The organism is Klebsiella sp. MBT K-1, from assembly GCF_002556465.1.
In the GTDB taxonomy this organism is placed as follows: Bacteria; Pseudomonadota; Gammaproteobacteria; order Enterobacterales; family Enterobacteriaceae; genus Klebsiella; species Klebsiella grimontii.
In genome coordinates, this window is the sequence record NZ_PDEL01000005.1 from 298,207 (window position 1) to 311,515 (window position 13,309).

Annotated in this window: 8 protein-coding genes; 2 read left to right on the plus strand and 6 right to left on the minus strand. The window is 61.6% G+C overall.

Annotated elements, in window-relative coordinates; all coding sequences use genetic code 11:
- Window positions 1-201: 201 nt before the first annotated feature.
- The 6 genes from baeR to CMQ96_RS09720 are packed head-to-tail and all read right to left on the minus strand — an operon-like array spanning window position 202 to window position 11,314.
- Window positions 202-924, minus strand: a complete 723-nt coding sequence (gene baeR / locus CMQ96_RS09695; RefSeq protein ID WP_004138660.1) for a two-component system response regulator BaeR — start codon at window positions 922-924, stop codon at window positions 202-204.
- Complete coding sequence (gene baeS, locus CMQ96_RS09700; RefSeq protein ID WP_024359163.1) at window positions 921-2,456, minus strand: two-component system sensor histidine kinase BaeS; 1,536 nt, start codon at window positions 2,454-2,456, stop codon at window positions 921-923. Before baeS ends, baeR begins: the two co-directional genes overlap by 4 nt.
- The gene (locus tag CMQ96_RS09705; RefSeq protein ID WP_049133826.1) at window positions 2,453-3,868 is read right to left on the minus strand and encodes an MFS transporter; all 1,416 of its coding nucleotides are present in this window, start codon (window positions 3,866-3,868) and stop codon (window positions 2,453-2,455) included. The genes baeS and CMQ96_RS09705 overlap by 4 nt, the downstream gene beginning before the upstream one ends.
- A 1-nt stretch (window position 3,869) precedes the next feature.
- Window positions 3,870-6,947 carry a multidrug efflux RND transporter permease subunit MdtC gene (gene mdtC / locus CMQ96_RS09710; protein ID WP_049089146.1) on the minus strand — a complete coding sequence of 1,026 codons (3,078 nt, stop codon included), beginning with the start codon at window positions 6,945-6,947 and terminating at the stop codon, window positions 3,870-3,872.
- Complete coding sequence (locus CMQ96_RS09715; RefSeq protein WP_098066671.1) at window positions 6,948-10,070, minus strand: MdtB/MuxB family multidrug efflux RND transporter permease subunit; 3,123 nt, start codon at window positions 10,068-10,070, stop codon at window positions 6,948-6,950. It lies immediately after the preceding gene.
- Window positions 10,070-11,314 (minus strand): MdtA/MuxA family multidrug efflux RND transporter periplasmic adaptor subunit, encoded by a 1,245-nt coding sequence (locus CMQ96_RS09720; protein ID WP_098066673.1) that lies wholly within the window; start codon window positions 11,312-11,314, stop codon window positions 10,070-10,072. Before CMQ96_RS09720 ends, CMQ96_RS09715 begins: the two co-directional genes overlap by 1 nt.
- Window positions 11,315-11,698: 384 nt before the next feature.
- Between CMQ96_RS09720 and CMQ96_RS09725 the strand changes: the two genes are divergently transcribed.
- Both CMQ96_RS09725 and CMQ96_RS09730 read left to right on the plus strand, forming a co-directional pair.
- Window positions 11,699-12,460 carry a dimethylarginine dimethylaminohydrolase family protein gene (locus tag CMQ96_RS09725; protein ID WP_098066675.1) on the plus strand — a complete coding sequence of 254 codons (762 nt, stop codon included), beginning with the start codon at window positions 11,699-11,701 and terminating at the stop codon, window positions 12,458-12,460.
- A gap of 27 nt (window positions 12,461-12,487) precedes the next feature.
- Window positions 12,488-13,261 carry an ABC transporter substrate-binding protein gene (locus tag CMQ96_RS09730; protein WP_098066678.1) on the plus strand — a complete coding sequence of 258 codons (774 nt, stop codon included), beginning with the start codon at window positions 12,488-12,490 and terminating at the stop codon, window positions 13,259-13,261.
- Window positions 13,262-13,309: the final 48 nt, after the last annotated feature.

The following is a 13,309-nucleotide window of genomic DNA, read 5'->3' on the forward strand; positions in this document are numbered from 1 at the left end:
CGTGGGGGAGGGGAGTAAATATCAGCCGGGTATCTTTGGCGATCAGCGGGCGGCAAATCTTTACAGGGCATGAATCGCGCGGCCGCTCTCTGCTGGTTTCAGCCGCTGCTTTTCCCCGGAGGCGGCGCTTGACGCGCCTGTCCGGGCTACCCGGCCCGCGGACGGCGGTGAACCTGTAAGCGCAGCGCGAGCCGGGGCTAACTACGCCAGCCGGCAGGCGTCGGCTTCCCAGCGGTATCCAACGCCGTACACCGCGCGGATAAACGACTGATCGGCGTCCAGCGACTCCAGCTTACGCCGCAGATTCTTGATATGGCTGTCGATCGTTCGGTCGGTGACCACGCGGTAATCATCGTACAGATGATTCAGCAGCTGCTCGCGCGAGAAGACTTTACCCGGCTCCTGGGAGAGGGTTTTCAGCAGGCGGAACTCGGCGGGAGTGAGGTCCAGCAGCTTATCGCGCCAGGAGGCCTGGAAGCGCCCCTCGTCGACAATCAGCGGGCTTTGCGCATCCAGCGCCTGCAGATCGCGCTGCGGTTTGCAGCGGCGAAGAATGGTCTTCACGCGGGCCACCACCTCGCGCGGGCTGTAGGGCTTACAGATATAGTCATCGGCGCCGATCTCTAACCCCAGCAGGCGGTCGATCTCTTCGATTTTGGCGGTCACCATCACCACCGGAACCTCAGAAAAACGGCGGATTTCCCGGCACAGGGTGAGCCCGTCGGTGCCGGGCAGCATCAGATCCAGCAGGATCAGGTGCGGCGGCGTCTGGCGAACGTACGGCAGAACCCGATCGCCGTGATTAATCAGCGTCGGCGCATAGCCCGCCGCCTGAAGATAATCAATCAGCAGCTGACCCAGCTTGGGCTCATCTTCCACGATAAGAATGCGTGGCGTGTTTTCATCAACAGGTAATTCAGTCATACGTCTCTCGATAAATTACGTTCCAGAGGTAGCTCTACTTTAATGCTAACCCCGCCCAAAGGCGAATGGCCGACACGTAAAGTGCCGCCGTGGGCCGCGACGATGTTAAGGCAAATCGCCAGTCCTAAACCAGAGCCGCCGCTGGCACGATTGCGCGACCCCTCAGTACGGTAAAAACGCTCAACCAGCCGCTCCAGCTGTTCATCGGTGACGCCGGGGGCGCTATCGGCGAAATCGAGAATTAGCCTATCGCCGCTCTGGCTGGCGCTAATCTGCAGGCCGCCGCCGCTATCGGTATAGCGCAGGCTGTTTTCCAGCAGGTTATTAAAAAGCTGCATCAGGCGATCCCGGTCGCCGAAAACCGTCGCGCTTTCCGGCAGCGAAACGCCGATCGACAGTCCGCGGCTGGCGAAGCGTTCGCGAAACGCGCCGGCGGCGACCTCCAGCAGGTTGATGATATCCACCGCGCTTTTCTGATAGGAGAGGGCGCCTTCATCGGACATCGACAGCTGGTGCAAATCATCGACCAGTTTGGTCAGGGTGGCGACCTCCGCCTGCAGGGAGGCGATGGAATCCGGGGTGAATTTCCTGATCCCATCCTGAATCGCCTCCAGCTCGCCGCGCAGCACCGCCAGCGGCGTACGCAGCTCGTGGGAGATATCGGCCATCAGGTCCCGGCGCATCTGCTGGTTGCGCTCAAGGGTGCTGGCCAGCTGGTTAAAATCTTTGGCCAGACGCCCTAGCTCATCGCTGCTGGTGGCGGCGACGCGGGTGGAAAAATCCCCGGCCGCCAGACGGTGCGTCCCCTCAACCAGTCGTTTGACCGGCGCGAGCAGGCCGCGCGCCAGCGGGAAGGTGGCCAGCGCCGCCAGCAGCGTGGCGAGGGCGACAATCAGCCAACTGGTGCGCTTCTGCTGGCGGTCGAAGTTGATATCGGTATTGCGCGTCAGGCGTTCAACCGGCGAGGCGATGACCGCGCCAACCTCAACGCCGTCGACCATAATACTGCGCCGGGTCCCGTCCTGCGGCACGCGCTCGCGCGGGCCCACCAGCACGCGCCCTTTTTGATCGACCACCCAGAACATGGTGCGCCAGCCGTGGGGAGGCATATCGGGGCCGGGACCGCGATCGCCACGATCGCCGCGCGGACCGTCGAGCGGCCGGTCCGGCGCGGCATCCGGCGGCATCTCTTCGGGGCCGGGGCCACCGTGCGGCTCATCTCTCGGACCATGACCCATACCGCGGCCCGGCGGCGAGCGGTCGTCGTTGTCGCGTTCAAAGGTTTTCAGCAGCTGGAAAATAAAGCGGTCGTTGTTGCGCAGGAACGTCCAGCTGCCGTGCTGGGCATACTGCTCGCTCAGGGCATCGCCGAGCATCGTCAGCCGCTGTTCATTGCCGCGTTTGATATAGTCGATAAACCCGCGTTCAAAGCTGATGCGCACCGCCCAGTGCATGCTGATCAGCAGCACGATGCAGGTGGCGAGGATCGCGATAAACAGCTTGCCGGTAATGCCGGGACGCCAGAACTTCAAGACTCACTCCTTTTACGGCGACGAATCACGGTATTGACCGTGGTGTCGTCCGGTACGCGGGCAAAAATCAGCGCGGGCAGCGCGATAATCACCGCCATGCTTAAGTAGGTATAGAGAAAGACCTGGTGCGTGGTCGGCGCATCGGCGCTGATATGCTGCTGGCCGTAGAAACCCAGCAGCATGCCGGCGACGGTCACGCCGATACTCATCGACAGCTGCATGACCATCGACAGCAGGCTGTTGCCGCTGCTGGCCAGATCGTCGGGCAGGTCTTTCAGGGTCAGCGTATTCATAGAGGAAAAGCGGCTGGCGTTGATCATCCCCTGCATAAACAGCACCACCGGCAGCAGCCAGTACCAGCCCGCGAGGGCGACGGCCATGAACAGCAGGCTGACCAGCGCGAGGCCGATCGTCGAGGCCACCAGCACCCGACGGTAGCCGAAGCGGTTGACCACCTGGACTACGATGCGCTTCATCCCCATGCTGCCGAGCACCATCGGGATCATCATCAGACCGGCGTGGAACGGCGTAAAGCCGAGGCCAATCTGTAAAAACACCGGGGTCATAAACGGCAGCATACCGCTGCCGATGCGCCCGGCGAAGCTGCCGCCAAGGCCGAGCGAAAAGGTGCGGTTGTTGAATAGCTTAAGGCTAAACAGCGCGTTGCGGTTGCCGCGCGCGTGCCGCAAATAGTACAGAATGGACGCCACGCCGACCGCCACCAGCCCCGCCAGCCACAGGGGAGAGATCCCGAGCCCTTTGTTGCCGTCCAGCGCCAGGGTCAGCGTCGCCATCCCGGCGGCCAGCAAAACAAAGCCGAAGAGATCGAAGCGGCGGGTTTGCAGGGTGTAGTTGGGCATCAGGCACAGCGTGGCGATGGCGCCGACAATACCGACCGGAATGTTGATCAGAAAGATCCAGTGCCACGAGGCGTACTCCACCAGCATTCCGCCGAGAGCCGGGCCGAGCAGCGGGCCCACCTGGCCGGGTAGGGTGACGAAGGTCATCGCCGCCATATATTGGCTGCGCGGGACGATTTTCATCACCGTCAGGCGGCCCACGGGAACCATCATCGCGCCGCCGACGCCCTGCAGCACGCGGGCGAGTATTAACCCATCGAGGGTAGCGGCCTGGGCGCAGAACAGGGAGCCGGCGGTAAACAGCACGATGGCGCAGAAAAAGATATTGCGTACCCCAACGCGGTCCGCCAGCCAGCCGCTGGCGGGCAGCATCACCGCTACCGTCAGGACATAGGAGACGATAACCATATGCATATGCAGCGGGCTCTCCCCAAGGCTTTTCGCCATCGAGGGGAGAGCGGTGTTAACGATAGTGGTATCCAGCGCCTGCATAAAGAAGCCGAAGGCCACTATCCATAGCTGCCAGCGCACGCTGGAGGGGAGGTCTGTCATGTTATTCGCTTACCGGTTGATGGACTTTTCGCGAAAAACGCAGCCGCAGACGGTCGAAGAACAGATAGACCACCGGCGTGGTGTACAGGGTCAACAGCTGACTCATCACCAGACCGCCGACAATGGTAATCCCCAGCGGCTGGCGCAGCTCGGATCCATCGCCGCCGGAGAGCACCAGCGGCAGCGCGCCGAACAGCGCCGCCAGGGTGGTCATCATTATCGGCCGGAAACGCAGCAGACAGGCCTGGAAGATGGCCTCTTCCGGCGGCAGGTTGCCGTTGCGCTGCGCCTCAAGGGCGAAATCGACCATCATGATGGCGTTTTTCTTCACGATACCAATTAATAGCATAATCCCGATGAGCGCGATTAGGCTGAACGGGGCATCGAAAAGCTCCAGCGCCAGCAGCGCGCCGACGCCGGCGGACGGAATGGTCGACAGAATGGTCAGCGGATGAACGTAGCTCTCATAGAGGATCCCCAGCACGATATAGACCGTGGCGATGGCCGCCAGGATCAGGATCACCTGCGAGTTCATGGTCTCCTGGAACACCTGCGCGGTCCCGGCGAACGACCCGCGTACGCTGGACGGCACGCCAATCTGGGTCATCGCCCGGTTGATGGCGTCACTGGCTTCCGACAGCGACTTGCCGGTAGGCAGGTTAAAGGAGATGGTCGATGCCGCCGAGAGTCCCTGGTGATTCACCGACAGCGGCGCGTTGGCCGGCTGCCATTTCGCGAAATAAGCAAGCGGAATCGGCTTGTCTTCGCTGTTGATCACAAACATCTTATCGAGGGCGCTGACGTCCTGGGTGTAGACCGGGTCGACCTGCATCACCACTTTATACTGGTTCAGCGGCTGGTAGATGGTGGAGATCTGCCGCTGGCCGAAGGCGTTGTTCAGCAGATTGTTGGCGTCCTGCACGCTGATGCCGAGCCGCGACATGGTATCGCGATCGTAGATCAGGTCCATCTCCGCGCCGTTATTCTGACTGTCGGAGTTAACGTCCGCCAGCTCCGGCAGCGCCGCCAGCGTTTTGCGGATTTTCGGCTCCCATTCCCGCAGCGCCGCGAGGTCGTCTGACAGCAGGGTGTACTGATAGCTGGCGTTGGCCTGACGACCGCCGACGCGGATATCCTGTACCGCCATCAGGAACAGGTTGGCCCCCGGCTCCTTCGCCAGCTTTTTGCGCAGTCGATCGATAATCTGCTGCGCCGTCTCATGGCGCTCATCGCGCGGCTTCAGGGTGATAAACATCATCCCGCTGTTGACCCGCGAGCCGCCGGTAAAACCGGTGACGTTGTCTACCGCCGGATCTTCACGAATGATCTTCATAAAGTCCTCCAGCTTGCCGCGCATCGCCTGGAACGAGATGCTCTGGTCCGCCTGGATGCCGCCCATCAGCACCCCGGTGTCCTGCTCGGGGAAGAAGGTTTTGGGAATCGAGATATAGAGCCAGACGCTTAGCGCGATGGTGCCGAGCAGCACCAGGCCGGTTAAGCGGCTGTGCTTCAGCACCCACTTCAGCGACTTACCGTAGCCGCCCTGAATCGCCACCAGCAGGCGGCCAAACCCGCGCTTGCGCGTCGGCTGGTGGGGCTTGCCGCTTTTCAGCAGCCAGCCGCACATCATCGGCGTCAGGGTCAGAGAGACCGCCAGCGAGATGCCGATCGCCACCGACAGGGTGACGGCGAATTCGCGCAGCAGCCTTCCCGGCAGGCCGCCCATCAGCAGCAGCGGCAGGAACACCGCCACCAGCGACAGGCTCATCGACAGGACGGTAAAGCCGACTTCCCGGCTCCCCTGCAGCGCGGCCTGCAGCGGCTTCATGCCGGCTTCGAGATGGCGGGAAATATTCTCCAGCACCACGATGGCGTCATCGACCACGAAGCCGGTGGCGATGGTCAGCGCCATCAGCGACAGGTTGTTGAGGCTGAAACCGCACAGGTACATAGCGGCGAAGGTGCCGATCAGCGATACCGGAACGGCCACCGCCGGGATCAGCGTCGCGCGCCCTGAGCGCAGGAACAGGAAGACCACGAGGATCACCAGCGCCACCGAAATCACCAGCGTTTGCTCGACTTCCTCCAGCGAGGCGCGGATGGTCGGCGAACGGTCCTGGGCGATCTGCAGATCGACTGAGGCCGGGATGGTGCGCTGCAGCTCCGGCAGGCGGGCGCGAATGCTGTCCACCGTCTCAATGATATTGGCTTCCGGCAGCTTGCGGATCATCAGCAAAATCGCCGGTTTGGCGTTAGTCATCCCGGCGTTGCGCACGTCCTGCACCGAATCGGTGACGTTGGCGACGTCGCCGAGGCGCACCGCCGCGCCGTTATTGTAGTGCACGATCAGCGGCTGGTATTCGGCGGCGGTCTTCAGCTCGTCGTTGGTCGCTACCTGCCAGCGGTGGGTCGCGTCTTCCAGCGCCCCCTGCGGTCTACGCACGTTGGCGTTGCTGATGGCGGTTCGCACCGCGTCCAGCGACACGCCCTGGTTAAACAGCGCCTGCGGGTTGAGGTCGACGCGCACCGCGGGCAGCGAACTGCCGCCGACGTCAACGTCGCCGACGCCGTCAATCTGGGCAAGGGTCTGCGCCAGCTGGGTAGAGGCGAAGTCGTACAGCTCACCCTGGGACCAGGTATCCGAGGTGAGGGTGAGGATCATGATCGGCGCGTCGGACGGGTTGGCTTTGCGGTAGGTCGGACGGCTCGGCATGCCGCTCGGCAGCAGGCTTTGCGCGGCGTTAATCGCCGCCTGCACGTCACGGGCCGCGCCGTTGATATCGCGGTCAAAGTTGAATTCGAGAATGATTCGCGTACTGCCGAGCGAGCTGGAGGAGGTCATCTCATTGACCCCGGCAATCCGCCCCAAAGAGCGCTCCAGCGGGGTCGCCACCGACGAGGCCATGGTCTCCGGCGACGCGCCGGGCAGCGAGGCGCTGATCATGATCACCGGGAAATCCACCTGCGGCAGCGGCGCCACCGGCAGCAGGCGGAAGCCGAGGATGCCGCACAGCGTAATGGCGAGCGAAAGCAGAATCGTCGCCACCGGACGATAAATGAAGAGGGCGAAAAACTTCACCTACGCCTCCTCCTCACGCCGCGGGAAGCGGCTCTTCATATACAGCGACAGGCGGTCGAACAGCAGATAGATAACCGGCGTGGTGAACAGCGTTAGCACCTGGCTGAGCATCAGGCCACCGACCATACCAATCCCCAGCGGTCGCCGCAGCTCCGCGCCGACGCCGGTACTGAGCATCAGCGGCAGCGCGCCGAACAGGGCGGCGAGGGTGGTCATCAGGATCGGGCGAAAACGCAGCAGACAGGCCTGATAAATCGCCTCGCGCGGCGGCATACCCTGTTCGCGTTCGGCGGCCAGCGCGAAGTCGATCATCATGATGGCGTTTTTCTTGACGATGCCGATCAGCAAGATGATGCCGATAATGGCGATAACGTCCAGCTCGCTCCCGGCCAGCCATAGCGCCAGCAGCGCGCCGACGCCCGCCGTCGGCAGGGTGGAGAGAATGGTGATCGGGTGAATAAAGCTCTCATACAGCACGCCGAGGACGATATACATCGCCACCACCGCGGCGACCACCAGCCAGACGGTACTGCCGAGCGCCGACTGGAAGGCCAGCGAGCTGCCCTGGAACTGGGTGCGGATGTCGCTCGGGAAGTCCAGCGCCTGCTCGGCGCTAAGAATCGCCTCGACCGCATCGCCCAGCGAATAGTTGTCCGGCACGTTAAACGAAATGGTGGTGACCGGGAACTGATCGAGATGGTTAATCGACAGCGGAGCAAAGCGCTGCTCGACTTTGGCGATCGCGGTGAGCGGCACGATCCCGCCGTCGCTGCTGGTAAGGCGGATATTGTCCAGCGCCGCCAGCCCCGGCGTGGCCTGGGTATCATGCTCCAGCACCACGCGGTACTGGTTCGCCTGGGTATAGATGGTGGAAATCAGACGCTGACCAAAGGCGTTATACAGGGCGTTATCGACGTCCGCCATGCTGATGCCGAGGCGGCTGGCGCTGTCGCGATCAACGTTGATATACGCCGCCAGCCCCTTATCCTGCCAGTCGCTGCTGACGTCGGAGAGCTGCGGCAGCGCCTGCAGCCGGGCCAGCAGCTGCGGGACCCAGTTGCTCAGCGCGTCCAGCGAATTCGCCTGCAGGGTGAACTGGTACTGGGTCCGGCTGACGGTGGTGTCAATGGTCAGATCCTGGGTCGGCTGGAGATAGAGCTCGACGCCGGGGATGCCGCTCACCACGTTTTGCAGACGGCCGATCACCGTCTGCACACGATCGTCGCGTTCATCCAGCGGCTTGAGGTTAATCTGCAGGCGGGCGCTGTTCAGCGCCGGGTTGGTGCCGTCGACGCCGACGAAAGAGGTCAGGCTTTCCACCGCCGGATCTTTGAGTATCGCCGCCGACACCTGCTGCTGGCGCTCGGCCATATTGGCGAACGACGCCGACTGCGGCGCCTGTAGCGTGCCCTGGATAATACCGTTGTCCTGAATCGGGAAGAAGCCTTTCGGAATAAACACCCACAGCATAATCGACAGCGCCAGGGTGCTGAGGGCTACGCTCAGGGTCAGCCACGGATGATTCAGCACCCGGCTCAGCCAGCGGCCGTAGACGGCAATCACCCGCTCAAAAAAGCGTTCGCTGGCGCGCGAGAAGCGGTTCTGCTTGCGCAGCGATTCATGGCTGAGCATGCGGGCGCACATCATCGGCGTCAGGGTCAGCGACACCACCGCGGAGATCAGGATCGCCACCGCCAGGGTAATGGCGAACTCGCGGAACAGGCGGCCCACGATATCGCCCATAAACAGCAGCGGGATCAGCACCGCAATCAGCGAGAAGGTCAACGAGATAATGGTAAAGCCAATCTCTCCGGCCCCTTTCAGGGCGGCGGCCAGCGGCTTTTCGCCTTTCTCGATATAGCGCGAGATGTTTTCGATCACCACGATGGCGTCATCGACCACAAAGCCGGTGGCGATGGTCAGGGCCATCAGCGTCAGGTTGTTAATCGAGAAATCGAGAAACACCATTACCGCAAAGGTGCCGACCAGCGATAGCGGCACGGCGATGCCGGGAATAATTGTCGCCGGGACGTTGCGCAGAAAGACGTAAATAATCATCACCACCAGGGCGATAGCCAGCATCAGCTCGAACTGGGTGTCGCTAACCGACGCCCGGATGTTGGTAGTGCGGTCGGAAAGCACCTGTACTTTGACTGATTTCGGCAGGCTTTCGGTCAGCTGCGGCAGCATCTGGCGGATGCTGTCGGCGGTCGAGATAATATTCGCCCCCGGCTGGCGCTGGACGTTCATGACGATCGCCCGCTGATTGTTGGCCCATGCTCCGAGCCAGCTGTTTTCCGCGCCCTGTTCCACGGTAGCGACGTCGCCGAGGCGAATCGGCGCGCCGTTCTGCCAGGCGATAATCAGCCGGCGGTAATCCTCCGCCGACTGCATCTGATCGTTGGCGGAGAGGGTAACCGCCCGCGACGGGCCGTCGAGGCTACCCTTCGCCGAATTGACGTTAGCGCTGGTAATCGCGGTGCGTACCGTTTCGCTGGTCAAGCCGAGGGCGGCGATGGCCTGGGCGTTGAGCTTGACGCGTACCGCCGGGCGCTGCCCGCCCGCCAGAGTCACCAGCCCGACGCCGGAAACCTGGGAGATTTTTTGCGCCACGCGGGTCTCGACCATATCTTCGACCTGGGTCATCGGCACGGCGGAAGAGGTGACCGCGAGGGTCATAATTGGCGGATCGGCAGGGTTCACTTTGCTGTAGACCGGCGGGTTAGGCAGGTCCGAGGGCAGCAGGTTGGTGGCGGCGTTGATCGCCGCCTGCACTTCCTGCTCAGCGACGTCCAGCGGCAGCGTGAGCTGGAACTGGAGCGTGACCACCGACGCGCCGCCGGAGCTCTGGGAGGACATCTGCTTAAGGCCGGACATCTGGCCAAACTGCCGCTCCAGCGGGGCGGTCACCGACGAGGTCATCACGTCCGGGCTGGCGCCGGGATAGAGCGTTACCACCTGAATCGTCGGGTAGTCCACTTCCGGCAGCGCCGAAACCGGTAGGAAACGATAGCCGATAATCCCGGCCAGCATAATGGCCACCATTAACAGCGTGGTGGCGACCGGGCGCATGATAAACAGACGGGATGGGCCGCCCGTACTGCTCGGCGGTAGCACTTGCATCAGGAGCGCGCTCCTTTTTTACCGTATTCGCGGCTGGTGGCTTTCGCCGGTTCGGCGGCGCTAGCCGCATTCTGGGCTTCCACCACTTCAACCTTCGCGCCTTCGGTCAGACGGTCGATACCGTCGGTCACTACGCGATCGCCGGCGGAAAGCCCGGCGTTAATCACCACTTTCAGGCTGTCCTGAATACCCGGCGTGACGGTGTGCTTGCTGACTTTGTTCTCATCGTTCAGAACCCAGACAAAATGGCCTTCGTTACCCATTTGCAGCGCGGCGGTTGGGATCACCACCGCGTTCTGCTCGGTATCGACCAGCATCCGGGCGTTAACGAACTGATTCGGGAACAGGGCATCGTCCAGGTTAGTAAAGCGCGCTTTCAGTTTGATGGTGCCGGTGGTGGCGTCAATCTGATTATCGAGGCTCAGCAGTGAGCCTTCGCTGATTTTCTGTTTATTGGTGCGGTCCCAGGCTTCGACGACCAGCTTTTTCCCCGCCTTTTGCGCCTGTACCACCGTGGCGATTTGGTTTTCCGGCAGCGTAAACACGACGTCGATCGGGTGCGTTTGCGTCAGCACCACGATCCCGGTGGTATCACCGCTGGAGATTTGGTTGCCGATATCCACCTGCTTTAAGCCGACCCGGCCGTCGATCGGCGCGGTGATGCGGCTCCAGTTCAGCTGCAGCTGGGCGCTGGCGACGGCGGCTTCGTCCGCTTTGATCGTGCCCTGGGTTTCGCTGACCAGCGACTGCTGGGTATCCAGCTCCTGACGGGAAACCAGATTGGTTTTCACCAACTGCTGGTAGCGCGCCAGATCGCGGCGGGCGTTGGCCAGGGTTGCCCGATCTTTCGCCAGCTGGCCTTCGGCCTGGGCGAGGGCGACCTTAAACTGGCTGGGGTCGATTTCCGCGAGCAGATCGCCCGCTTTAACCTGCTGGCCTTCGGTAAAGTGGATAGCCAGCAGCTGACCGTCGACGCGGCTGCGAACGGTGACGGTATTCGCCGCCGTTACCGTACCGAGGCCGGAAAGATAGCGGGGCACCGCTTCGCTGGCGGCGATTGCCGCCTGCACCGGCGCGAGGGCGGCGCCAAAACGGCCAGCACGCCCGCCGCCGGGCCCCGGACCTGCCGCCGTTGCCGACGGCGCGTTTGCCGCTTCGCGACCCTGCCAAAACCAGTACGCGGCACCCGCGATGATTGCCACCACCAGCACGGCTGCCCAACGGCTTTTATTGCTACCTTTCATTAATTTGCTATCTCATCCTGAAACGTTTCACGGAATGATACTAGTTTAGCCAGCGAACGCTGCTTAAAAATGGAGGAATTATGAAAAGACTGTCCAGATATGTCTGTAAAAAAGGCTTTTCGCTGAGCCGTTTACGGTGAATATTTACGCGCAATTTACGCTTAGTCATTTTCGACTACCGGCCTGGCGAACAGGGCTGCTTATTACCCTCATTCGGCGCTTTCAGGGGGCCAACAGCGGAATACGTCGAACCTGAACTGATATACAGCGTGAATAAGCGGCCCGGGGAAGTGATTCAGCCTGATTGGCGGCGGCATCTGATTAATAATCAAATTCACTCACCGTTTTGCCTTAAACAATGCGACCAATACCAGAGGGTTCTTTATGCATTTTACCCAGGCTATCGCCCGCCTACCGGCCGCCACCTGCGGCGCGGGACAAACTACCGCCCAACTGGGCGCGCCGGATATCGCCGCCACCACCCGCCAGTTTCTCGCCTATGTGGAAACCCTGCTGCAGCTTGGCCTGAAGGTCACGGTGCTGCCCCCGGCGGCGGATTATCCTGATGCGCACTTTGTTGAAGATACCGCCGTGGTCATGCCGGAACTGGCGGTGATTACCCATCCGGGCGCGCCGAGCCGTCAGGGCGAAGTCGATACCATTGCGCCGGTGCTGGCGGGGTTTCGTCCGCTGGCGCGGATGAGCGAGCGCGGGCATATGGACGGCGGCGACGTGCTGTTAGTGGATAAGCAGTTTTTTATCGGCCTGACGGCGCGCACCGATGAGCAGGGGATCCGCGAGTTTGCCGCCGCCGTTGAGCCGCACGGCTATCAGGTCGCGGCGATCGAAGTCAGCGCCGGTCTGCATCTGAAATCAATCGTCAACTACGTGGGCCGCAATACGCTGCTGCTGACGGAAGGCTACGTTAACCATCCGGTGTTTAGCGGTTTCAACAGCATCGTGATCCCGGAGGAGGAGGCCTACGCCGGAAATACGCTGTGGATCAACGATACCTTAATTACGCCGCAGGGCTATCCCCATACCCTCGGCGAAATCAGCAAGCTGGGAATGCCTATCGTGCAGCTCGACACCAGCGAATTTAAGAAAATGGATGGCGGCCTGACCTGCCTCTCACTGCGTTTTTAATCATCGCGCCAACACCGGGGAATCAAAATGAAAATACGCCTTGCCGCATTACTGGCCTGTATGGCGCTGAGCGCGCCGCTGGCCGCCCAGCAGTTTGACACCATCAGCTTTGGCGTCGATGGCGGCTATCCGCCTTTTGACGTGCTGGCGCCCAGCGGCGAAATCACCGGCTTTGATATTGATATCGCCAACGCGCTGTGCACCCAGCTAAAAGCCAAATGCGTTTTCGTGAAGCAGCCGTTTGAGAGCATGATCGCCGCCCTCAACGCGCATAAGTTCGATGCCATTATCGCCTCGCTCAATATTACCGATGAACGTAAAAAGGAAGTGGATTTCACCGACCGCTACTACCGCAGCGCGGCGCAGCTGGTGGCGCGCAAAGGCAGCCCGTTGCTGCCGAATGCCGCCAGCCTGAAAGGCAAAACCGTCGGCGTTCAGACCGGCTCTACCCATGAAGCGTTTGCGAAGGCCAACTGGGCCAATCATGGCGTGAAGATTGTCGGTTACGCTAACCAGGATAACGTCTACCTCGACCTGCTCTCCGGGCGCATCGACGCCGCGTTGCAGGATAATATCCAGGCGGCGACCGGCTTTATTGATACCCCACGCGGGCAGAAATTCGCCTTTGCCGGCCCGGTTATCCAGGACGGCGGCATCTCCTCCGACGTCGGGATTGCGGTCAATAAAGACAATCCGGCGCTGCGCGATGCGCTGAACGGGGCCATTAAGGCAATCCGCGCCGACGGGACCTATGACGCCATTCAGAAAAAATACTTTAGCTTTGATATTTATGGCAAATAAGTCGTAAAGGTGCGGGCGTGGGCGCTGGCCTGCGCCCCTTTACGACCT